The following is a 22,940-nucleotide window of genomic DNA, read 5'->3' as shown; positions in this document are numbered from 1 at the left end:
TTTACTATGCATGCATAATTTTTTTCAAATTACTATTATCCATATAAAATAATCTGTATCTTAACCCTCAACTAATTTTAAACTTTAATTGAGAATGAGAGCAATACTACTTTTAGCATTGATGATTATTGGTACATTCGGGTATTCCCAGACCAATATCAATGGTAATGTTGTTGACCAAAATAACGACCCTATCCCCGGGGCCAATATTGTTATTGTCGGCAAGACCATTGGAACAGTAACAGATTTCGATGGAAATTTTAATTTGGCTACTTCCGAGGTTCCGCCTTTTAAAATAGAGATTTCAAGCATCGGGTATACTAGTACAACAGAAAATATTACTAGCGCAAGTCAAACTATTACAATAACCTTAAATGAATCTCAAACGTTTTTGGATGAAGTTGTAATATCTGCTTCAAGAACGCCAGAGCGTATTTTTGAATCACCTGTTACGGTAGAGAGAATTGGTGTTTCTGAAATTAAAAACAGCACAGCTGCTGATTTTTATGGCGGTCTTGAAAACTTAAAAGGTGTAGATGTAAATACGAACAGTTTAACATTTAAATCTGTTAATACCAGAGGTTTTGCATCTTTTGCTAATACACGCTTTATGCAACTTGTTGATGGTATGGACAACTCAACACCTGCATTAAACTTTCCTATTGGTAATTTGGTAGGTTTAGTTGAACCAGATGTACTAAGTGTCGAACTTTTACCAGGAGCATCATCTGCGCTTTACGGGGCAAATGCTTTTAACGGTATTTTATTCATGCGTAGTAAAAGTCCTTTCGATTATGAGGGTATAAGTGTTTCTATTAAACAAGGAATAACTTCTCAAAAAGCTTCTGGTGATAATTCATATACTGATTTTGGAATTAGAGCAGCACATAAATTCAGTGATAAATTTGCTGCAAAAGTTAACTTCGGTTACTTAAAAGGAACCGATTGGGCCGCAAATAATACGGATGATAGAAATACACTTGGGGGTACAAGAGATAACTTGAACTATGATGGAATCAATGTCTATGGTGATGAGGTGTCTACCAATATTAAAGAAGTTGCACTTACCTTAGAGGGCTTGGGTATTTTACCTTCAGGAGCAAATGCTTTGGTGCCTTCAGAAATTGTTAGTAGAACAGGGTATAATGAAAGTGATTTAACGAATTATAATGCAGAAAGTATTAAAGCAGATTGGGGCTTGTATTATAGACCAATTGAAGACAATAGTTTGGAGCTTTCTTATGTTGGTAAAGTAGGTACAGGTAACACAATTTATCAAGGTACAAACAGGTATAATATAGCAGGTTTTTTTCAAGAACAACATAAACTTGAAATTAGGAACGATAACTTCTTTGTAAGAGGTTATGTTGTTAGTGATAAAGCCGGTGACTCTTATGATATGGTATTTACAGGTATCAACATTAATAGAAGTTGGAAAGATGACAATACTTGGTTTGGTGAATATACTGGAGCTTATGTTCAGGCCACTTTAGGCGGGGCTACTGATGCTCAAGCTCATGCTGCTGCAAGAGCACAAGCCGAGTCAGGCAGATTGTTGCCAGGTACACCAGAATTTGAAGCTGCATTTAATAAAGTAATTAAAGATCCAGATTTAAGTGTGGGGTCACAGTTTTATGATCAATCTAAATACTATCATGCTGATGCTAATTATAACTTTAGTCATTTGATTGATTGGGCAGAAATACAAGTTGGTGGTTCTTTTAGAGAATATAGTTTAAATTCTTTAGGTACCATTTATACGGATTCCGAGGAAGACGGTCCTATTGATTATTCCGAATTTGGAATTTACTCTCAGGTTCAAAAGACATTGCCTATGGCGGGAGAAAAAAGTTTAAAATTAACAGGATCTCTGCGTTATGATAAATCTGAATTCTTTGATGGGTTTTACTCTCCTAGATTATCTGCAGGTTTTACGTTGAACAGAAACCATAATATAAGAGCATCTGCTCAAACTGGTTTTAGAAACCCGACTACTCAAGATCTTTTTATTGGTTTGGATGCTGGTAGAGCAATTCTAGTAGGGTCTGCACCCGATAATTTGGAGCAGTATTCAAGAGATTTTGATGTGAGTGCTACCGGTCAATTATTAGGTCAGCCTTCGTCGGTTACTCAAACCGGTGCAGCGGCATATAACAATTCCTACTCTGCGGCATCTGCTACGGCTTTGGGGCAAACCGGAGATCCATCTGTACTTGAAGTGGCTAATCCAGATTTAGTTAAGCCGGAAAAAGTAACATCTTTTGAAATAGGGTATAGAGGTAAGGTTGATAAGTTTGTAATAGATTTTAGTACATATTATAACAGTTATGAAGACTTCATTTCTCAAGAGGTGGTTGTTGCTCCATTTTACGGAGAAGTTGGTGATGGCGGACTTTCTGTAGCGGCAATAGCGAATGGAGATTTTCAGGCTTATAGTACATACACTAATACTGATGCCAATGTTAATTCTTATGGAGCTTCTATTGGTCTTGATGTTAAGGTATTGGGTAATTTTGATTTAGGTGGTAGTTATACGTTTACAAAATTAGATTTTGATCGCGATGCTAATCCTGATGTTATGTTGAATTTCAACACTCCAGAACACAAGTTCAAGGCATCTTTCGGAAATAAAGAACTTTTTGAAAATTTCGGGTTTAATGTATCGTATAGATTTAGCGATGATTATTACTGGGAAGCTACTTTTGGAAATGGTGTAATTCCAGAATTTCATGTAGTAGATGCACAAATTAATTATGATGTGCCAAGTATTAAATCAACTTTTAAATTAGGGGGTACCAACCTTACTAATAAAGAGTATTATACAGCGTTCGGAACTGGATATATAGGTTCTATGTACTACTTATCTTGGACAATTAACAACTAATAAAATCAAAAGTTGAAATGAAAAACTTAAAATATTTATATATTTCTTTAGGTCTATTAGCTTTTACAGCTTGTAATGACCCTGAAGATGTTGATCTTGACCCAGAGGTAATTTCTGAAGAGTTGCCTGCATTAACAGCAGGATCAGCAGATTTCTCTAATTATGTTTCTTTAGGAAATTCATTAACGGCAGGTTTCACAGATGGTGCCTTGTTTCAAGCAAGTCAAACATTGTCAATGCCAAATTTGTTGTCACAGAAATTTAGTCTTGCAGGTGGTGGTAGTTTTACACAACCATTAACTAGTGATAATATTGGAGGTCTTGCTCTTGCTGGTACTAGAATTCAGAGTCCTAGATTGGTTTTTGGTGGCGCTGGTCCAGTACCTTTAGAAGATTTGATTGGAGATGTAACTGTTACAACTGATATTGCCTTAAATAATCCAACAGGTCCTTTTAATAATTTAGGAGTACCTGGGGCTAAAAGTTTTCACTTATTGGCGCCTGGTTATGGTAATATTGCCAATGTGCAATTAGGTCTTGCAAATCCTTATTTTGTTAGAATGACTGGTTCAACTCCAGATGTTAGTGTGTTGCAAATGGCGGTAGCGCAGGCACCAAGCTTTTTCTCTTTATGGATAGGTAATAATGATGTATTGGGATACGCTACTACAGGAGGTGATGGAACAAATCCAATTACACCAGTTTCTGGAGCGCCAGGAGTTGGTTTTGACGGAAGTTATGGAGCTTTGATAGCTACTTTAACAGCAGGAGGAGCACAAGGAGTAGTTGCGAATATTCCAAATGTTACTGATGTACCTCATTTTACAACGGTACCTCATAATCCTTTAGATCCAACTAACCCAGATTTTGGAAATCAAATAGCGACTTTAAATGGAATTTTTGGACAACTGAATCAAGTGTATGCTTTCTTGGGTGTGCCAGAACGTTCCATAGAATTTTCTACAACAGCGGCAAGTGAAGTGGTTATAAGAGATGAAACATTAACTGATCTTTCTGCTCAGATAGCAGGAGTTTTAAGTGCAAGTCCAACATTTCCGGCTTTTGTACAATCTTTCGGGTTACCTGCTGAAGCAGCTCCCTTAGTTGCTGGGTTGTTAGGTAATACTTATGGACAAACAAGAGAGGCAACAGCAGATGACTTATTTGTATTACCAAGTTCAGCTATCATTGGTACGGTAAATGTAGAATCGGTTGGTGCTTTAATGGAAGCGGGATTGCCTCAAACATTGGCAGGTCAATTTTCGGTAGAAGGTATTTCGCTTCCGTTAGAAGATAAATGGGTTTTAATTCCTAGTGAGCAAGCAGAAATAGCTGCGGCTACAGAAGCTTTTAATCAAATAATCGCAGCTACAGCCAATCAGGCAGGTTTAGCTTTAGTTGATGCAAATACATTATTGAACCAATTGGCAAATGGTGGTATTACAAGTGGAGATTTCACTTTAACATCTAGTTTGGTCACAGGTAGTGCCTTTTCTTTAGATGGTATACACCCTACTGCTAGAGGGTATGCATTGTTGGCAAATGAATTTATGAAAGCAATTGATGCTACATACGGTTCAAATTTTGAAGCCTCTGGTAATTTATTGAATGTAGGTGATTACCCTACAAACTACCCGGCAACACTACAATAATTGTATATAAAATAGTAAGAATTAAAAGGTGCTTAATAGGCACCTTTTTACTTTTGTAAAAAAGAAAAAAAACAATTTTTCTTTAAAATTGAAAACTATATCTTTGCAGCCTGAAAATGAGAGCATTTTTCAGATATTATTAAACGTAATAAATAAACATATAAGTAATGTCAAAAGTTACAGGTAAAGTTTCGCAAATCATTGGACCCGTAGTTGATGTAGAATTTCAATCAGGTGCAGATCTTCCTAGAATCTATGATTCCTTAGAAATTGTTAATAAGGATAAGTCTATTTTAGTATTGGAAGTACAATCTCATGTAGGCGAGAATACGGTTAGAACAATTTCTATGGATTCTACCGATGGTCTTAGTAGAGGGGTTGATGTAGTTGCTACAGGTAGTGCGATTCAAATGCCAGTAGGTGATGATGTATATGGTCGTTTGTTCAATGTAATAGGTGATGCTATCGATGGTTTAGGTAATTTACCTAAATCTGGTAAAGATGGTCTTCCTATACACAGAGAAGCGCCAAAATTTGAAGATTTATCTACTTCTACTGAAGTTTTATTTACAGGTATTAAGGTAATCGATTTGATTGAGCCTTATGCAAAAGGTGGTAAAATTGGTTTATTTGGTGGTGCAGGTGTAGGTAAAACTGTATTGATTCAAGAATTGATCAACAACATTGCAAAAGGTCACGGTGGTCTTTCTGTATTCGCAGGTGTTGGTGAAAGAACTCGTGAAGGAAATGATTTGCTTCGTGAGATGTTAGAATCTGGTATTATAAAATACGGTGATGATTTCATGCATTCTATGGAAGAAGGCGGATGGGATTTAACCAAAGTTGATAAAGCTGCAATGAAAGGTTCAAAAGCGACTTTCGTTTTTGGTCAAATGAACGAACCACCAGGAGCACGTGCTAGAGTTGCACTTTCTGGTTTAACAATTGCAGAGTATTTCCGTGATGGAGCAGGGGAAGGTCAAGGTAAAGATGTACTTTTCTTCGTTGATAATATTTTCCGTTTTACACAAGCGGGTTCTGAGGTATCTGCTTTATTAGGTCGTATGCCATCAGCGGTAGGTTATCAACCAACATTAGCAACAGAAATGGGTGCTATGCAAGAACGTATTACATCTACAAAAAGAGGTTCTATTACTTCTGTACAGGCGGTATACGTACCAGCGGATGATTTAACGGATCCAGCACCGGCAACAACGTTTGCTCACTTAGATGCAACAACGGTATTGTCTCGTAAGATTGCTGAGCTTGGTATTTACCCTGCAGTTGATCCATTAGATTCTACATCAAGAATTTTAACTGCTGATATTCTTGGTAAAGAGCATTATGCTTGTGCACAAAGAGTAAAAGAGCTTTTGCAACGATATAAAGAGCTTCAAGATATTATTGCCATATTAGGTATGGAAGAATTATCTGAAGAAGATAAATCTGCGGTAGGTAGAGCAAGACGTGTACAGCGTTTCTTATCTCAGCCTTTTCACGTGGCAGAGCAGTTTACAGGTCTTAAAGGAGTTTTAGTTGATATTAAAGAAACAATTAAAGGCTTTAATATGATTATGGATGGTGAATTAGATCACTTACCAGAATCTGCTTTTAACCTTAAAGGTACTATTGAAGAGGCTATCGAAGCAGGTGAGAAAATGTTGTCTGAAGCTTAAAACTAGTAAACAGTTTACGGTGTCAGTTTTATAACTTAATACCGAACACTGAATACTGAATACTGAAAAAAATATGTATTTAGAAATTGTATCACCAGAAGCTACATTATTTGCAGGAGAAGTTACTTCGGTAACGGTGCCTGGTATTAATGGAGAGTTTCAAATGTTGAAGGATCACGCACCAATTGTATCATTATTACAAGAGGGTAAAGTCAAGATTTCAGGTAATATATCTTTAGAAAAAGAGTATGCATCTAAGTTTACTAAAGATGCAGAAGGTAATACAGTATTACAAATTTCTAGCGGTACTATTGAGTTGAAGAATAATAAGGTTATTGTGTTAGCAGATTAACTCAATATATTATAAATATAAGAAGGCTATACTGTAAAGTATAGCCTTTTTTTATTCCTTTTTATAAGCTAAAATATCAGCTGGTTGACATTCTAATGCCTTACAAATGGCTTCTAAAGTAGAAAAGCGAATGGCTTTTGCTTTACCTGATTTAAGTATGGATAGATTAGCTTCGGTAATACCAATCATTTCTGCCAGTTCTTTACTTTTTAAATTACGGTCTGTTAATACGGTATTTAAGTTAACGACAATGCTCATAATTATATGGTTAGGTCGTTTTCATTCTTAAAGTAATAACCTTGATCAATTATTTTTGATATAATTAAAAGGAATAAAGAAGTAATTAATAACGTTACAACACCTTCAATGACTCCTTTAGTATTATATTCTATTAATTTCTGGTAATTTTCACCTAGCGAAATTTCAATTATGTTGATAAATAATCTTATAAAAGAATAGTACAAAAATACTCTTCCAATAGTTTTAAAAGATTTTCCGTTTTTCTTGGATAGAAAATTTTCAAGGTTTAGTTTATTTATGACTCTACTAAATTTCAATAAATAAAAGGTTAAAATACTGCTGATACTAATTTTTGCTATTAAAATGCAAATAGGAATTGTTAAGTTATCGTAGACGTTTTCTATTAAAATCAAGTTGTAAAGATCTGAACTTGATCTAAAAATTGCAACTAATCCTCCTATAATCCAAAGACAAATTAATAGGTATAGAAAAAAAATAAGATTCTTCATATTACAATTATTATTGTTTAACGATAACAAATATATAAAAATTATCGAAAAACAATAATAAAATTAAATTTTGTATTTTTAAAGAGTCTTCAAAGAGATCAATTCCCAATCTTGACCTAAACTATTATATGTACATATTTTTTTGAATCCTACGGCGTAATGAGCTCCTAAAGAACGAGTATTAGTAGCATCAACTTCTGTGATGATAGCGTCATATTTAGGGTAAGAGGCAATTTTCATAGCATTATAAAGTCCGCGAAAAATACCCAACTTTCTATGGCTTTTGGCAACACATATTTGCCCCATGGTAATAAAATTTTTAATGTTTACATTTTCTAGTTCTGTAAACATTGGTCTTAGAACTGAAATCTCATCTTTAAAATCATCGGTCATCGATAATGCGTAGCCTACCACTTTATCGCCATCTTTGGCAATGATATGTGGACAGGCATTATTCATTCTTGTCAGAACATCTAAAGTATGGTGAACGGTAACGAAACCCTCTTGTTCCATTTCTAAATCGGAAACAGACGATTTTAAATTCATTTCTTGTAAAGAGAGAATTTGTATTAATTCTTCAGTAGTTGTGGCTGTAGTATAAATTAGACTCATTTATTCAACTTTTAACCAAGCTTGGCGGGCTTTTAATACTTTTTTTGAAGGAGTTTTGTCATTTTTCTCAATTAAGTTGATGGCATAGTTTGGGTCAGAGGTTAAAGTGACTTCTGTTTTTCTTTCTATACCTTCTCTTAAAAATGTTATTGAAAGGGTATCTTTTGGTTTGAATTCATCTTTGATAAACGTATTAAATTGAATTCCGTTAGGGAAAGGTTTATTGTTTATTGATGTGATGATATCATCTTTATCTAATCCGGCAATATAAGCGGGACTCCCAATTCTGGTATTGCTTTGAATTTTACCGTTTAAATCATCTGTTATAGATACAGCGGCGCCAATATAAGCCGCTTCTGTATTTTGAGACAAACTAACACCTACGGTTTTAAATAGGTCGGTATAGCTTGGCATTTCGCTTTTGTGAATAAAACGGTTGAAGAAGTTATTACCGAAAGTGTCACCGGCATAAATGTTCAAGGTTTCATTTAAGTTTTCAATACTATACGAATTTTCAGTTTTTCCGTAGGTATTCCAGACTAGTTTCATGAAATCATCTAAATTTAAGTCTTTTTCCCTTAAAGAAAGGTCAAGAGCTAAACCAAGAACGCTACCATACGAATAGTAAGAGATAAATGTATTCTCCCTGTTTACAGGGTCTACAGAGGTTGATGCATCAACGAAAGGAGCTTGGTAACTCATTTCAATAGGGTTAAAAAATTGCCTGGCAGGTGAAATCCATACATAGTTGAAGGTGCCAGTTAACCCTTCAACATATTTTTCAGGAGTAATTAGTCCTGCTCTACAAAGAATAAGATTGGTGTAGTAGCTTGTAAAGCCTTCTGCAAACCAGAGTTCTCCACTCATGTTTGCTTCTTCAAAATTAAAAGGTTCTAAAGATTTTGGTCGTATGCGCTCTACATTCCAGCTATGAAAAAATTCATGGGATACGGTACCTATGTTACCTTCCATACCTCCATTTGCCAAAGTTCTTGTGCTGGTTAAAATTGTAGAATTTCTATGCTCCATACCGTCTCCAGATGCATTTGGAACATAGCATGCTAAAAAGGTGTATGAACCATAATCAAATGAAGGTAATGCTCCAAAAACTTCCTTTTCTTCAAGTACGACTTTTTTAATTTTTTCAAAATAAGTATCAGCCTCTTCTTCGGTACCCGGGTCGTGTAATGCTAGTTTTATTTTTTGTCCATCTACATTAAACTCTCTGGTCTTATGATTGCTTAACTCTGTAGGGCTATCCATAAAATAGTAGAGATTTTGAGCACTATAGATGTTGTCTTTTACGTGTGGTAATTGTGTAGCTATTTTCCAATTTAAATCGTCTCTTGTTTTAAAATCTACTTCAATTTCTCTTTCATTTAATATAGGGGCATACATAAATGTTGACGGTATATTTAAATGTGCATGAGACTCATCTATTTGCGAATAGGTACCATCGCCTCTATTGGCAAAAAGTGTATATGAAATTACAATGGTACCATCATGGCCCGAAACTTTCCATTCATATGGGTTTGTTCTAGAAACTTGTAGTGAATTTCCTTTATTATCCTTTGCTTTAAAGTTGTAAACATTTTTGGCGAATTCATGTAGAGCATACCTACCAGGCGATGTTCTACTCATTCTAAGTGTTAAAGTATCTGATGCTATATCTGGAAAGGTAGCAGAGACATTAGCTTCATGATGAACGGCATTTTCAAAAGAAATAGAATATGAATTGGTTTGTGCAATTATTTGTATTGACTGAAAACCAAAAATGATAAAAAGAATAAAATAGCGCATACTATGATTTTTAGCTAAGATAATGAAGCTGTTTCAAGTATGTATCTACATTAAATTTTTAATAATTAAAACGTTAGAAGTTGGAAAAAAAATAGGACTTAGTTGCTCTAGTTTTTTTCAAATTTATTTAGAATGGTTTCTTTAATTCCTTTTAGGTGATACTCGGTAATAGGTTTTGTTACAAACTCTGCTACTAGTGGTTTTTTCTTTAATTTTTCAATATCATCACGATATGAAGAAGACGTTAAAACAAACACCATACAATTATCTGTTTTGGCTAAAACTTCTAATTGCTCCATAAATTCCCAACCATTCATGACAGGCATATTAAGGTCAAGAAATATGATATAGTTGTTTTTATCTGAATATTCTTTAGTTAAATAATCAATAGCAGGTTTACCATTTAAAAACCTTAGTACTTCGCCTTCCAGTTCTGCATGATCAATTCCCTTTTCCAGTAAAAATGTGAATATAGGATCATCCTCAATTAATAGTAGTTGGTAATTCATGTAATTTCGTCTAGGTCAATTGCATTAATAGTGTTTTCAACTATATCTTTTATAACATGGTCAATTTCATCTGCAGAGGTAATTATATAATTAAGAATACGTTCTTTTTCTTCCGGTTTTAACTTTTCCTTATCATCTTTCAACAAATCAATCAAGCCCATTAATCTAGCGACAGGGGCCCTGACGATATGAGATTGGGTCCATGCAATTTTCTTAAGCTGGGCATTCTGTTCTTCAATAGCTTTTAAATGTTGAACCTTGGTGGTAACTTCTTTAGAGTTTACTACAATCCCTTTAATGGATGGCTCGTTTAACTTATTTGTTATAATGGTTTCTAACCAGATCCAATGTCCATTACCATGTTTAAATCTAAATGGCTTAATAGCTACTTGGGGGCAATCTAAAACTTTTATAAATTCATTATAAACCGTTGTATAATCTTCAGGATGTACATATTCAAATGCATTAGTGTCAACAAACTCTTCTGGTGTAATATTTAATATTTTCGTTGATGTGGGGCTTGCATAAGAAAATACGGCTTTCTCGTCAACAATGCATATCATATCACTTCCTTCCTGTACTAAAGTTTTATATCGGCGCTCACTATTTTCTAATTGCTCAATGGCTTTTTTCTTTTCGGTATTGTCTCTAGCTATACAGTAATAAATACGATCTTTCTCATCCCAATTAGAAGACCAAAGCATAGGAACAATAGTTCCGTTTTTATGTACATATCTATTTTCGAAATTGACTATTTTTTCACCAGAAGAAACAGCTTCAGCTGAAATTTTAGTTAGTTCAACATCATCTTTAAATACTAAATAAAGATAATTAGTACCTATTAAATCTTTTGGATTGTATCCCCAAACCCTTTTACATGCTTTATTAATGCTTAAAAAATATCCTTCCTCATCTAACGTACAAATGATATCTAAAGAAGTATCCATTATTTTTTGCATCTCTTCCTTGGCGCTCATTAAAACTTGCTGAGATAAAACTTCTGAGGTTATATCTTTAGAAAAACAGGTAATCCCAATTTTTTCACCTTCCTTATTGTACAAAAGGTCAAATGACGTCAGACCATAGGTAGTCCAAAATTTTCTAGGATTTTGTGTTTTTTGTTTCACTGAAAATCGACCACTGGTTAGTGCTCTATTGTAGTAAGATTTCCATTTTTCGGTAATCTGTTGATCTACTTGATCAGAAAAAACTAAACTACCCTCATTAAAAGGTTTTCCTTGAATTTTTGTAACTAATTCATGGAATGCTGTATTTGCAGTAATAAGCTTAAACTCTAAATCTATAGACCACATTAAGTCTTTAGTACTATTGATCATGGCTTCTTGGTTGTTTTTAACCCTTTGAAGCTCGGTGTTATAATTTTTTTTATCTGTGATATCTTGAATGGTACCATACATTGCCAATGGTTTCTTAGTATCGCTCCATTTTAAAACTTTACCTTTTTCATGAACCCATTTATACGTGCCATCTTCTTGTAAGAATCGGTATTGAACGCTACAACCAACAGAAGGGTAGCTTAAGCATGCCAGCATTTTATTCTTAACCTCTGGTAAATCATCTTGATGAATCAGGCTAAACCAAATGTCTGTACTAAATTGATTAACAGAATCTTTGTTCAAACCAAAAATGTCAAAAGCTTGCTTGTTTAGTATTATAGAATCCTCATTAAGATTACGTTCCCATATACCTATTCCCGTTGCAGAAACAATATTGTCTAGAAGTTGTCCTTTTCTTTCTAAATCTAATTTTTGGTCTTTCTCTTTCTTTTTAGACCTTCTTAATTCTAATAATTGTACAACTTGTTTTGCAAGAGTTTGAAGTCCGTCAATTTGAGTGCTATCGAGTTTTCTTGATTGGTAATCTAGCACACATAACGTACCAAGACGATATCCATTTTCTGTAGTTAATGATGCACCGGCATAAAACCCTACATTGGGGTCGTTTTTAACAAGATTATAATCGTTAAATCTATTGTCTTTGTGTGTGTCTTCTACGATGAGTAAATCTACATCATCACTAATTACGTTCTTGCAGAAAGAGTCTTCTAATGATGTACCATTAATATCTAACCCGTGGTGAGATTTAAAGAATTGCCTTTTATCATCTACTAGTGATATTAAACTAGACGGGGTGTTGCAAATAGCCGCGGCAAGTGATGTAATTTCGTCATAGATAGCCTCTGGATGCGTATCCATTACGTCAAATGACAACAATGCATCTAATCTATTATTATCAAAAATGTTGCTCCCTTTCATTTAATTGTTGTCAAAAGACATTCACTTATTCCATTACTTTAATATTAAAGTAGGAAATTTCTTTAAAAAAAGACGCAAAAATATGCCATTAGTTTATCTTTCTATCATTTTGGATAAAATTTTTTCGTTAATGTGTGGTTTTTTTGATTTTGTAAATCATTACTAGTCAGATTTATAAAACGATTTTCGCACTGGTTTTGTGGAAAGATTGAATGACTTTCAGTAATATGGTGATACACATGGTAAAAATTTCAGGAATTCGTTAATTAGGCTACAATCATTTCAGAGAAAAGCTATTTTTGTGAAATGAACCAACTGCCCAAAAAATTACTTAATGTTTTAGAAAATCGTAAAAAGGAGGATACTTTTCGGTCGTTAAATTCGCTTGATGGTCTCATAGATTTTCTTTCTAATGATTATTTAGGTTTTGCGACCAATGAAACCTTGTTTTCTAAAACCTTTCAGCTGTTATTGACCGAGAGTATTGCATCAAATGGTTCTGGTGGATCTAGACTTTTATCGGGCAATCATAAATTGTATCAAAAATTAGAGCCATTGCTAGCTGCATTTTATAAATCTAACGCGGCATTGGTTTTTAATTCTGGTTATGATGCTAATATGGGTCTTTTTAGTGCATTGCCGCAAAGAGGAGATTTAGTTTTTTATGATGAATTTGTACATGCTAGTATACGAGAGGGAATTCGTATGAGCAAAGCAAAAGCTTATAGTTTTTTGCATAATAATTTATCAAGCTTAGAAGAGAGAATCAACTTAAACACTGCAAGAAATGAGAATGAAGACTTCGCAGTTTATATAGTATCTGAAAGCGTTTTTTCAATGGACGGTGATTCTCCAGATTTAAAAGCATTGGCGAAATTCTCCAAGTCTAATGGTTATAATTTAATAGTCGATGAAGCCCATGCCGTTGGTGTTTTAGGAAAGAATGGAGAAGGGTTAATTACAGAACTGGGACTTGAAAATGATGTTTTTGCTAGAACAGTTACTTTTGGCAAAGCATTTGGTTGCCACGGTGCAGCAATACTTGGTTCTGAAGATTTAAAAGATTATCTAGTTAATTTCGCTAAGCCTTTTATTTATACCACGGCTTTAACTCCTCATACCTTAGCAACAATTATAACGGCACATGAATATATTAATGAGCTGGGCAAAGAGTCAAAAGCAACATTGAAAGAGCATATAGAGTTTTTCAAAAATCAGCTTAAAGTACATAAAATAGATGGGTCTTTTATCCCTAGTGATACTCCAATACAGGGTTGTATAGTAGCAGGTTCTAAAAAAGTTAAACAGGTATCTAAAAAATTAATTGATAAAGGTTTCAATGTAAAGGCGATTCTATCACCTACCGTACCTGAAGGGCAAGAACGACTTAGAATTTGTTTACATAGTTTTAATTCTAAAGAAGAAATTGGTTTGTTGGTGAAATTGTTAGCTGGTTTTATATAAGTAAACATGGAAGAAAAATTCTATCAACTGGCTTCTTTTGAATATGTTGCCGACGTACAAATTGTTAGGGGTAAATTAGAATCTGAAGGTATTCCTGTATTTCTTAGAGATGAAAATACTTTAAATTCAGATCCGTTAATTAGTAATGCAATTGGGGGTGTAAAATTACAGGTTTACTCAAAAGATAAAGAAAGGGCTATAGCTATATATGATGAAATTAGAGCTTACGCAGTTGATAACGATGGAAATACAATTGTATGTCCCAATTGTAAAGCACAACGATCAGAGCCATTTTATAACAGCAATGGAATATTTTATAAACTTTTTCCTTTTTTCGAAAAAAGAAAATATAAGTGTTTAAATTGTGGTATAATCACAAACTCAAAGTAAAATCACATGCAGAAAATATTTATAACAGGAATTTCAACAGAAGTAGGTAAAACAATTGCATCGGCTATATTTACTGAAGCACTACAAGCAGATTATTGGAAACCTGTACAAGCTGGAGATTTAGATAATACGGATATGGATAAAGTGAAACGCCTTATCTCTAACAATAAATCTAAATTTCACCCATGTAGTTATGAATTAAAATCTGCAATGAGTCCGCATGCAGCGGCAGAAATAGATGGTATAAGAATAGATAGGTTTCATATTAATGAACCGGAAACAGAAAACCACCTAATAATAGAGGGTTCTGGCGGTATTTTAGTGCCGTTAAATGATGAAGATACCATGTTTGATATTATCATGCCAGATTATAAAGTTGTTGTTGTATCAAGAAATTATTTGGGTAGTATAAATCATTCGCTTTTAACAATTAAATGGTTGTTGCATAAAGGATATGATGTTTCGGTAATATTTAGTGGAGAGGCCAATCCACATACAGAAAATATTATTCTTCATAAAACAGGTGTCTCTTTAATTGGTAGAATAGATGAAGAAAAAGAGTTTACGAAAGAGGTGATTAAAAAATATGCAGATAGGTTTGAGGGGATATTAAAATCACTCTAAACGCTGTAATATTTCGGCATTATCTACGGTAGCGAGCAATTTATAATGTTGGGCTAAATAGGCATCTATATATTCATTTTCCTCAATCTCCTTTTTATCTAAAATTCGCCGGTTCTTTCGTATTACAACTGTTTTAGGTTGCAATTCTTCCATTATAAACTGAAGCTCTTCAATGGAGTTTTTTCTTGGATTGTTAAAAAACGAAAATAGTTCGTCTCTGCATATATTACTAGGGTGTGTAGAAGCGGTTGTAGGCGGTAGCGTATTTAAATTCCAATAACCAATGTGATATTCAAAAAATAGAATGTTCTTGGTTTCCAAATTATTTTCTAAAATAAATTGTGGAGCAGAAAAACCTTCACCATTAAAAAAAGTTCCTTTCTTGTATTTATTATTTATGACATTAGCATACTCTAAATAACTCTCAGCAGGTATCAATAAGACTATAAAAGCTAAGTAAGCAGGTAGTTTTGGCTTGTATTGTAATATTAAATTATAGATGACGATCCCAACCAAAATAAGTAACATTGGGTGTAGTTGAATTAAGTAATGACCATTAATTCTTCCGCCTTTAACAAAAGAGAACAGAACACCTGAAATGGCAACTAGAAGTAGTTGTTCGGTTCTATTTTTAAAATTTAGATATTTGGTTTTAAATGCATATATCAAGAATAGACCGGTAATTATAAAAATGGGTGCTAACTTAAAAATGGAGTATCTTCTGGCTTCGGTGTATTCTAAGGGCGCTAAAATTACTGATCTCCACCATACAAGTGTTTGGTCGCTTAAATAGTAGGGAAGTATAGTCGCTAAAATTACTGTTACAACACCAATTCCAAATAATAATACATGAATTAGGTTAATGTTTTTCTTAGAGAAAAAGGATTCATAAAGCAAGAATATACCAATGAATAGAATAGGGAACGCCATGTTCAATTTCACCATAACTGTGGCACCCATTAATATACCAGCTAAGAATATATAAATGGTAGATTTCTTAGTAAACAAAATGTAAAGTGCAGGAACAAAAAAGGCAATGCAAATATGCTCAGACATAACACCTTGTAGGCTTCCAAAAAGGCTTAATAGAAAAATACAGCATATGCCAATTATAACAGAAGCCCTTTTAGGAATGGTCGTATGTGCTATTTTATATGTAAAATAAGCAGTTATAATTACTAGAAGCGCACCTGTAAAACGTATAGCTATAAAGCTTTTACCGAATACAGATATTATTGAAGCAAAGAAAGCAAATGTTAATGGTGGTTTTAAATCCCATAACTGTGTATAAGGTAAAAAGCCGTTAGCCCAAGATTGACCTAAAAGTATAAAAGTACTTTCGTCGCGATCTACATAATCCCTAAAGAAAAAGGGGAAACGAATAAAAAAGGTGATAAAAGAGAAAATGAGAAATACGGATGTATTTTTCATTTGGGAAAAATTTAAAAATGCTTTTAGCTTTCTTTTTAAGGGCATCTCTTAGTTGCGGTTTATTTCCCGATCTTTGCAAGATAGATAAAATGAAGAATTATAAATTCTATGAAAGTGGAAAATCTATCTACTCGCGATAAAAAACATTTATGGCACCCCTTAACGCAGCACAAATTAAACAAGCCGCAATTACCCATTGTAAAGGCTAAAGATGCTTTGTTATTTGATGAGGAAGGAAACGAATATATTGATGGAATAGCATCATGGTATACGGTAATGTATGGGCATGGTAACCAATATATTATTTCGGCAATGACCAAACAGATGCAGAAGTTAGATTTTGTGATGTTCAGCGGGTTAACTCATGAGCCGGCAATTGAACTTTCAGAGAAGTTAATGGAGATTTTGCCTCAAAATCAGGCAAAATTATTCTTCAACGATAATGGTTCTACGGCAATTGAGGCAGCGATAAAAATGGCGCTTCAATATTTTCATAATAATGGAGAAAAAAGAGATACCCTAATTGCTTTTGAAGATGGTTTTCATGGCGATACATTTGGGGCAATGAGTGCATCTGGACTCTCATCCTACAATGGTCCGTTTGAAGATTTTTTATTGAAAGTCGTTCGTATACCTACTCCCCAAGTTGATAATATAGGTGAAGTAAAAAAGATGCTGGCTCAAATACTAAAAGAGAATAGTTGTGCTGCTTTTGTTTTTGAACCATTAGTACAAGGTGCGGCTGGCATGAAATTTCATTCCGCTACAGGTTTAGATGAATTAATCGGAGTATGTCATGAGAACAAGGTGTTATGTATAGCAGATGAAATAATGACCGGTTTTGGTAAAACAGGTAAAGATTTTGCTTCAGATAATTTAGTGAATAAGCCAGATATTATGTGTTTAAGTAAAGCACTTACTGCGGGTATGTTCCCATTAAGTATTACTAGTTGTTCTCAAGAAGTCTATAATCGGTTTTTAAGTGATGAGGTACATAAAGGTTTTTTTCATGCGCATACTTTTAGTGCACATCCTATAGGTTGTGTAGCGGCAATAGCGGGTATTGAGCTGTTAAATTCTCCCGATGTCTTAAAAAGAAGAACTTATATTGAAAAGGCTCACACCGCATTTGCATCGAAAATTGAAAGTCATATTAAAGTAGAACAAGTAAGGGTAATGGGCATAATATTAGCCATAGACCTTCAGATTAAAATGGAACGTTATGGTAATTTACGTGATGAACTTTATAACTTCTTTTTACAAGGAGGTGTGCTATTAAGACCATTAGGAAATACAATTTATGTATTGCCACCATATGTAATTACAAATGCACAACTTCAGAAAATTTATGACGCCATTACTGAAGCATTAGATACATTTTAGAATAGAAATTGAAAGAAAAAATATCCATAACGGCCATTGCCTCCTTATCTCCACTGGGAAGTACAATAGAAGAAACTTGGGCGGCATATCAAAATAATGACCATTACTTTTCTTTAGCAAAAGAAAATAGAAATACCTCTTGGGTTGCACCATTGTTACCGGCTGCAAAAATAAAAGTCGATGAACTTAGAAATTCTGATACTAAATATAAAAAGTTAGATGATAGTGTGCTATTCGCAATGGTGGCGTCTAGATTGGCAGTACAGAAATCTGGTTGGGAAAACACTTCAGAGTTCGGAATCAATTTAGGGTCATCTAGAGGGGCTACAAAATTATTTGAACAGTATCATGCGGAATATTTGGAAACGGGCATTACATCTACCTTAAGCTCGCCTACAACAACATTGGGCAACATTTCTTCATGGGTATCTCATGATTTAGGAGCTGTTGGACCAGAAATATCACATTCCATCACCTGTTCAACGGGTTTGCATTCTGTATTGAACGGAGTAGCTTGGCTAAATAGCGGAATGGCAACTAAGTTTTTGGTTGGTGCTAGTGAAGCGCCGCTGACCAATTTCACTATTGCCCAAATGAAGGCATTGAAAATTTATGCAAAAGCGCCCAAGTCGAATTCTGCTTCGGTAGTCAATATCTCAACGGTAACTGAACGAAGCCGAAGTTACCCTTGCCAAGCATTAAACCTGAAGAAAGAATACAATTCTATGATTTTAGGCGAAGCTGCTTCAGTCGCCTGTTTAGAAACAGGAGTAGTAAAGAATGCGTTGGCTATTATAGAGGGAGTAGGCTATGCGACTGAAATATTAAAACATAACACATCTATATCTGCTAATGCTTTATGTTTTCAAAAGTCTATGAAAATGGCTTTAGGCGAAATAGATTTTGCTGAGGTCGATGCAATTGTAATGCATGCGCCAGGTACCATTAAAGGAGATTCGTCAGAATTCAATGCTATTAAAGAAGTTTTTGGGGATTACATGCCTCAATTGACTACTAACAAATGGAAAATTGGTCACACTTTCGCAACCTCGGGGATGCTAAATCTAGAGTTGGCAGTTTTAATGTTACAACATAATAGGATGATTTCAGTGCCTTTTGTGGAGTCAAAAACTACGAATAGAAAACTTAAAAAAATACTGGTAAATGCTGTTGGTTTTGGTGGTAATGCTGTGAGTATTTTAGTAAGTAAGAATGAATGATCTGATTTAAATAAAGTTTGATTTGATGATGAGGTTATTATTTTAAAACCTCCAATTATTTTTTCAATTTAAATTCCGTTATTTTTGAACCTTGGTAACAACCTAAGATTATATGAGCGAAGCAAGACATAATTGGTCAAAAGAAGAAATCCTAGAAATATATAATAAGCCTTTAATGGAGCTACTTTATGAAGCTGCAACTGTACACAGGAAAAATCATGACCCAAATACAGTACAGGTTTCTACATTACTTTCAATTAAAACAGGCGGATGTCCGGAAGATTGTGGGTATTGTCCTCAAGCTGCTCGTTATCACACAGATATTGAAGGGAATGATCTTATGGCTGTTTCTCAAGTAAAAGCTCAAGCGCTAAGAGCTAAGGCTTCAGGTAGTTCTCGTGTTTGTATGGGGGCTGCATGGCGAAATGTAAAAGATGGTCCTGAATTTGATCAAGTGTTAGAAATGGTACGTACCATTAACAAGCTTGACATGGAGGTTTGTTGTACGTTGGGTATGATTACCGAGAATCAGGCAAAACGTTTGGCAGAAGCAGGCTTGTATGCTTACAATCACAACTTAGATACTTCGGAAGATTATTATAAAGATGTTATTTCTACTCGTGCTTTTGAAGATCGTTTAGATACTATTGAAAATGTTCGTAAAAGTAATGTTACCGTCTGTAGCGGTGGTATTATTGGCATGGGCGAGGCATTAGAAGATAGAGCAGGTATGTTAGTTGCTTTAACTTCATTAAATCCCCAACCAGAATCAGTACCAATTAATGCATTGGTTGCGGTAGAAGGTACGCCAATGGAAGATATAGAGCCTGTATCTATATGGGATATGATTCGTATGGTGGCTACCACTAGAATTGTAATGCCAGAGACCCAAGTACGTTTATCTGCCGGTCGTACAGAAATGAGTAGGGAAGGGCAGGCAATGTGTTTCTTTGCTGGTGCGAATTCTATTTTTGCAGGTGATAAATTATTGACTACTCCGAATCCTGATGTAAATGAGGATATGGCAATGTTTAAAATGTTGGGCTTAAATCCACAAAAACCATTCACAAAAGTATCTCAGCCAAAAACAGTGGAAGCAGCAGATTCTCAAATTCAATCTTTAGGCGAAAAGCCAAAGTGGTCTAGACCTGGGCATTTTATTGAGCGTAATGAAACTGCCAAGCAAAAAGCTAAAATTATTGACTAAGGTCATATTAATACTTTTTTAAGAAATTGTTTTGGTATCGTTAATTACCTTTGGCTTCCCTAAAAAACCATGAGTAATTGAAGTTAGCAGATATTCCGAGGGTAAAATATATTACCAAGGACAACTTTATTAACGACTATTTTAAGCCTCAAAAACCTGTAGTGTTAGAAGAGGCTATTGTAGATTGGCCTGCTTTTAATAAGTGGAATTTGGACTATATGAAAGAGGTTGCGGGAGATATTACCGTGCCTTTGTATGATAATAGACCAGTTCAGCATAAAGATGGTTTTAATGAGCCACACGCCAAAATGAAAATGGCAGATTATGTTGATTTATTAAAAAAGGAGCCTACTAAGTATAGAATTTTTCTTTGGAATATATTAAAGGAAGTACCTGCGCTTCAGAAAGATTACACTTTTCCAGATTTCGGTTTAAAACTTTTGAAGGGATTGCCTATGCTTTTTTTTGGCGGAAGAGATTCGTATACTTTTATGCACTACGATATTGATTTGGCCAATATTTTTCATTTTCATTTTGATGGAGAAAAAGAGGTGGTGCTATTTCCTCAGTCAGAGACAGAGAATCTTTATAAGGTTCCACATTCTTTAATTACACATGAAAGTATAGATTTTTCGAATCCTGATTATGATAAGTGGCCTGCTTTAAAGAATGCAAACGGTTTCAAAACAACTTTAAAACATGGGGAAGTTTTATATATGCCAGAAGGCTATTGGCATTATATGAAATATAATACTCCGGGTTTTTCAATGAGTTTAAGAGCATTAGCGCGCAACCCCAAAAATTTGGCTAAAGCATCGTACAACATTGTAATAATGCGTTACTATGATGTATTAATGCGCAAGCTAAAAGGGCAAGATTGGATAGATTGGAAAAATAAGAAAGCCATTTCTAGAACTAACAAAAAACAAAAAATACAAGCCTAAAGTTTAAATGGCTTTATTTTATAAGTTCTTGAAGTTTTTCATACACCAAATGACTTTCCCAACCTCTGTACAGAAGGTAGTCAGCTAATTTTTTTCTTCTTTTTTGAATATTGGTTTCGGTAATTTGTTGAAGTCTTTTATTTGCTAAATCATCTAGTGTAGTCAAATATGCTTCAGGTTCAATTTCTTTTAATGCAGTGGTAATATTGTATTTGGATATATTTCTGAATTTCAGTTCTCTGACAATTTTATTCTTCCCCCATTTTTTAATGTTGAATTTACCCCTTGCAAAGCTTTTAGCAAAGCGCTCCTCATTAAGAAATCTATCTTCTATTAGTTGGGCTATAATGGTATCTACTGCTAATGGAATCATACCCATTTCTTTCAATTTAGAAACCACTTCTTTATGGCACCTATCTTGGTAGGCACAATAACTTTCTATTTTTTTAGTGGCTTCTTGAACTGTGTAGCCTTTTGTTTTTTGATTCATACATCTCAAAAGTAATAAACCAACAGTGACTTTTCGCGTTTATAAAAAGTTATAGCCAAATACTAAAGAGAGCACTTTATAATCAGATGAAATAGCAGCGTAATTGCTAAGCAGTGCTCTTCTTGGATTGTAGTTTAATTTGATACTTGCATTTTTATGGGCAAAGCCTAATCCGAAACTAAAGGAAGTACGAGGTGCTATTTCAAAATCACTACTAGTTTCAAAATCTATATATGAATCTAAGGCACTATCTATTTGAAATGCCGAATTTATAAATATTTTAGAATCTGGGTTGAGGAAAAAGTAATGTCTGACCCCAATTGAAGTTTCAATAGATTTGTAATCTACGAAGACGTTTTGAAATTCTAATTGTGCTTCGCCTTCAAAACTTTGATACATGGGTTGAATAAATATGGACCACTTATTTCTATTGAATGGTAATGTGGCTTCAAGTTCAATTCCAAATCTTAAGCTTGAGCTATTGTCTAGGTTAAAATTTGTGCTTGATTGTGGTGACTTAAAATCCATTGAAGCAGAATTTAAACCAGCGCGTAAACCCAAATTAAAAACTTTTCTATTATTAATTTTAGAAGCGGTAGTGTTTACATATGCGGGATTTTTACATTGGTTGTAAAGAGTAAAAAATTCTATTAATTCAGATTTTTTATAATCGGTAGTCTTTACATCATCAAGAGATAAATTATCACATTTAAGTTCGTCCCATAGCTGTTTTTTGAAATCTGTATTTTCTCCAATACGATTGTCAGGGGTGAGGTATTTTTTATAAACTAACTGTTCCGTAGGACTATTGTTTATGTTATAAAAGAATCTAATTAGATTACTGTCTTCATAATAGAATAAATTTGCATCACCTTCAAGTAGTTGTTCCAGAAACAAAGTTTCAGTTATGAATTCAGGATTTTTGTTTTTGCTTAACCTTTTTACTAGAGATTTTGACCTATCAATTTCTAATTTTTGCCTTAAATATTTTTTGCCGTTATCAATAGAAAATTCGGCAATGTTGTATACATTTCCTTCTAGCACTGTTGCAGCTTCATTTATTTTATAATCAAAAGATTCTGGGTTATTTTCCCAGTCATTGTTTTTAATTAGACAAATTGTTTTTTGTCCCGAATTGTCAATAATATAACCTGGTTCAAAAGTAACCTGGGAAAAAGTATTAAAGCTTAAAAATAGTAGGATGAATAGTGCAAGTACCTGTTTCATATAAAGTGTATTGATTAATTAGTTTGTTTTTCGCTACTTTTTAGGCACAA

At 34.1% G+C, this 22,940-nt stretch carries 20 protein-coding genes; 11 read left to right on the top strand and 9 right to left on the bottom strand.

What is annotated here, in order from left to right:
- Window positions 1-94: 94 nt before the first annotated feature.
- The 4 genes from BM296_RS02195 (at window position 95) to BM296_RS02180 (ending at window position 6,564) form a co-directional block, all read left to right on the top strand.
- A complete protein-coding gene (locus tag BM296_RS02195; protein ID WP_091901130.1) occupies window positions 95-2,884 on the top strand; it encodes a TonB-dependent receptor in 2,790 nt (929 codons plus the stop codon).
- 17 nt (window positions 2,885-2,901) lie between these two features.
- Complete coding sequence (locus BM296_RS02190) at window positions 2,902-4,536, top strand: SGNH/GDSL hydrolase family protein (RefSeq protein WP_091901128.1); 1,635 nt, start codon at window positions 2,902-2,904, stop codon at window positions 4,534-4,536.
- Window positions 4,537-4,703: 167 nt separating this feature from the next.
- Window positions 4,704-6,212: a F0F1 ATP synthase subunit beta gene (gene atpD / locus BM296_RS02185; RefSeq protein WP_027065795.1), complete on the top strand. Its 1,509-nt coding sequence runs from the start codon at window positions 4,704-4,706 to the stop codon at window positions 6,210-6,212.
- Between the two features lie 73 nt (window positions 6,213-6,285).
- Complete coding sequence (locus tag BM296_RS02180; RefSeq protein WP_027065796.1) at window positions 6,286-6,564, top strand: F0F1 ATP synthase subunit delta/epsilon; 279 nt, start codon at window positions 6,286-6,288, stop codon at window positions 6,562-6,564.
- 51 nt (window positions 6,565-6,615) lie between these two features.
- On the opposite strand, the gene BM296_RS02175 is transcribed toward BM296_RS02180, so the two are convergent.
- The 6 genes from BM296_RS02175 to BM296_RS02150 form a co-directional block, all read right to left on the bottom strand.
- A complete protein-coding gene (locus BM296_RS02175) occupies window positions 6,616-6,822 on the bottom strand; it encodes a helix-turn-helix domain-containing protein (RefSeq protein WP_091901126.1) in 207 nt (68 codons plus the stop codon).
- Between the two features lie 2 nt (window positions 6,823-6,824).
- On the bottom strand, window positions 6,825-7,313 hold the full coding sequence (locus BM296_RS19765) for a DUF2975 domain-containing protein (protein WP_091901124.1): 489 nt from the start codon (window positions 7,311-7,313) through the stop codon (window positions 6,825-6,827).
- Between the two features lie 78 nt (window positions 7,314-7,391).
- Window positions 7,392-7,925, bottom strand: a complete 534-nt coding sequence (locus BM296_RS02165) for a GNAT family N-acetyltransferase (RefSeq protein ID WP_091901122.1) — start codon at window positions 7,923-7,925, stop codon at window positions 7,392-7,394.
- Window positions 7,926-9,725 (bottom strand): M61 family metallopeptidase, encoded by a 1,800-nt coding sequence (locus tag BM296_RS02160; RefSeq protein ID WP_091901120.1) that lies wholly within the window; start codon window positions 9,723-9,725, stop codon window positions 7,926-7,928.
- A gap of 107 nt (window positions 9,726-9,832) precedes the next feature.
- The gene (locus BM296_RS02155) at window positions 9,833-10,234 is read right to left on the bottom strand and encodes a response regulator (protein ID WP_091901118.1); all 402 of its coding nucleotides are present in this window, start codon (window positions 10,232-10,234) and stop codon (window positions 9,833-9,835) included.
- A complete protein-coding gene (locus BM296_RS02150) occupies window positions 10,231-12,510 on the bottom strand; it encodes a PAS domain S-box protein (RefSeq protein WP_091901116.1) in 2,280 nt (759 codons plus the stop codon). Before BM296_RS02150 ends, BM296_RS02155 begins: the two co-directional genes overlap by 4 nt.
- Window positions 12,511-12,816: 306 nt before the next feature.
- On the opposite strand from BM296_RS02150, the gene BM296_RS02145 reads away from it, so the two are divergent.
- Genes BM296_RS02145 through bioD form a run of 3 tightly spaced genes read left to right on the top strand, consistent with a single transcriptional unit; the run spans window position 12,817 to window position 14,988 of the window.
- Window positions 12,817-13,974 carry an aminotransferase class I/II-fold pyridoxal phosphate-dependent enzyme gene (locus BM296_RS02145; RefSeq protein WP_091901114.1) on the top strand — a complete coding sequence of 386 codons (1,158 nt, stop codon included), beginning with the start codon at window positions 12,817-12,819 and terminating at the stop codon, window positions 13,972-13,974.
- 6 nt (window positions 13,975-13,980) lie between these two features.
- Window positions 13,981-14,364 carry a putative signal transducing protein gene (locus tag BM296_RS02140; RefSeq protein ID WP_027065803.1) on the top strand — a complete coding sequence of 128 codons (384 nt, stop codon included), beginning with the start codon at window positions 13,981-13,983 and terminating at the stop codon, window positions 14,362-14,364.
- Window positions 14,365-14,370: 6 nt separating this feature from the next.
- Entirely contained in the window at window positions 14,371-14,988 is a 618-nt protein-coding gene (gene bioD / locus BM296_RS02135; protein ID WP_091901112.1) for a dethiobiotin synthase, read from the top strand.
- Here the strand turns inward: bioD and BM296_RS02130 are convergent.
- A complete protein-coding gene (locus BM296_RS02130) occupies window positions 14,980-16,419 on the bottom strand; it encodes an ArnT family glycosyltransferase (RefSeq protein ID WP_245786955.1) in 1,440 nt (479 codons plus the stop codon). The two genes, bioD and BM296_RS02130, sit on opposite strands and share 9 nt — an antisense overlap.
- Window positions 16,420-16,527: 108 nt before the next feature.
- On the opposite strand from BM296_RS02130, the gene bioA reads away from it, so the two are divergent.
- The 4 genes from bioA (at window position 16,528) to BM296_RS02110 (ending at window position 21,173) form a co-directional block, all read left to right on the top strand.
- Entirely contained in the window at window positions 16,528-17,802 is a 1,275-nt protein-coding gene (gene bioA / locus BM296_RS02125) for an adenosylmethionine--8-amino-7-oxononanoate transaminase (RefSeq protein ID WP_091901108.1), read from the top strand.
- A gap of 8 nt (window positions 17,803-17,810) precedes the next feature.
- On the top strand, window positions 17,811-19,022 hold the full coding sequence (locus BM296_RS02120; protein ID WP_091901106.1) for a beta-ketoacyl synthase N-terminal-like domain-containing protein: 1,212 nt from the start codon (window positions 17,811-17,813) through the stop codon (window positions 19,020-19,022).
- A 112-nt stretch (window positions 19,023-19,134) separates the two neighbouring features.
- Window positions 19,135-20,229, top strand: a complete 1,095-nt coding sequence (gene bioB / locus BM296_RS02115) for a biotin synthase BioB (RefSeq protein WP_091901105.1) — start codon at window positions 19,135-19,137, stop codon at window positions 20,227-20,229.
- 77 nt (window positions 20,230-20,306) lie between these two features.
- Window positions 20,307-21,173, top strand: coding sequence for a cupin-like domain-containing protein (locus BM296_RS02110; RefSeq protein ID WP_091901103.1), 867 nt, complete (start codon window positions 20,307-20,309; stop codon window positions 21,171-21,173).
- 13 nt (window positions 21,174-21,186) lie between these two features.
- Here BM296_RS02110 and BM296_RS02105 read toward each other — a convergent pair whose 3' ends face one another.
- Together BM296_RS02105 and BM296_RS02100 are read right to left on the bottom strand one after the other, a co-directional pair.
- On the bottom strand, window positions 21,187-21,663 hold the full coding sequence (locus BM296_RS02105; RefSeq protein ID WP_091901101.1) for a regulatory protein RecX: 477 nt from the start codon (window positions 21,661-21,663) through the stop codon (window positions 21,187-21,189).
- Window positions 21,664-21,702: 39 nt separating this feature from the next.
- Window positions 21,703-22,890 carry a hypothetical protein gene (locus BM296_RS02100; RefSeq protein ID WP_091901099.1) on the bottom strand — a complete coding sequence of 396 codons (1,188 nt, stop codon included), beginning with the start codon at window positions 22,888-22,890 and terminating at the stop codon, window positions 21,703-21,705.
- Window positions 22,891-22,940: the final 50 nt, after the last annotated feature.

Source organism: Maribacter stanieri (assembly GCF_900112245.1).
Classification (GTDB): Bacteria; Bacteroidota; Bacteroidia; order Flavobacteriales; family Flavobacteriaceae; genus Maribacter; species Maribacter stanieri.
Note: the sequence above shows the minus strand (reverse complement) of the source record. Positions and strands in the feature narration are given on the sequence as shown.

Coding starts and splice junctions, on each gene's coding strand:
- BM296_RS02195 (WP_091901130.1), top strand. CDS start 95: ATGAGAGCAATACTACTTTTAGCATTGATGATTATTGGTACATTCGGG.
- BM296_RS02190 (WP_091901128.1), top strand. CDS start 2,902: ATGAAAAACTTAAAATATTTATATATTTCTTTAGGTCTATTAGCTTTT.
- atpD (WP_027065795.1), top strand. CDS start 4,704: ATGTCAAAAGTTACAGGTAAAGTTTCGCAAATCATTGGACCCGTAGTT.
- BM296_RS02180 (WP_027065796.1), top strand. CDS start 6,286: ATGTATTTAGAAATTGTATCACCAGAAGCTACATTATTTGCAGGAGAA.
- BM296_RS02175 (WP_091901126.1), bottom strand. CDS start 6,822: ATGAGCATTGTCGTTAACTTAAATACCGTATTAACAGACCGTAATTTA.
- BM296_RS19765 (WP_091901124.1), bottom strand. CDS start 7,313: ATGAAGAATCTTATTTTTTTTCTATACCTATTAATTTGTCTTTGGATT.
- BM296_RS02165 (WP_091901122.1), bottom strand. CDS start 7,925: ATGAGTCTAATTTATACTACAGCCACAACTACTGAAGAATTAATACAA.
- BM296_RS02160 (WP_091901120.1), bottom strand. CDS start 9,725: ATGCGCTATTTTATTCTTTTTATCATTTTTGGTTTTCAGTCAATACAA.
- BM296_RS02155 (WP_091901118.1), bottom strand. CDS start 10,234: ATGAATTACCAACTACTATTAATTGAGGATGATCCTATATTCACATTT.
- BM296_RS02150 (WP_091901116.1), bottom strand. CDS start 12,510: ATGAAAGGGAGCAACATTTTTGATAATAATAGATTAGATGCATTGTTG.
- BM296_RS02145 (WP_091901114.1), top strand. CDS start 12,817: ATGAACCAACTGCCCAAAAAATTACTTAATGTTTTAGAAAATCGTAAA.
- BM296_RS02140 (WP_027065803.1), top strand. CDS start 13,981: ATGGAAGAAAAATTCTATCAACTGGCTTCTTTTGAATATGTTGCCGAC.
- bioD (WP_091901112.1), top strand. CDS start 14,371: ATGCAGAAAATATTTATAACAGGAATTTCAACAGAAGTAGGTAAAACA.
- BM296_RS02130 (WP_245786955.1), bottom strand. CDS start 16,419: ATGAAAAATACATCCGTATTTCTCATTTTCTCTTTTATCACCTTTTTT.
- bioA (WP_091901108.1), top strand. CDS start 16,528: ATGAAAGTGGAAAATCTATCTACTCGCGATAAAAAACATTTATGGCAC.
- bioB (WP_091901105.1), top strand. CDS start 19,135: ATGAGCGAAGCAAGACATAATTGGTCAAAAGAAGAAATCCTAGAAATA.
- BM296_RS02105 (WP_091901101.1), bottom strand. CDS start 21,663: ATGAATCAAAAAACAAAAGGCTACACAGTTCAAGAAGCCACTAAAAAA.
- BM296_RS02100 (WP_091901099.1), bottom strand. CDS start 22,890: ATGAAACAGGTACTTGCACTATTCATCCTACTATTTTTAAGCTTTAAT.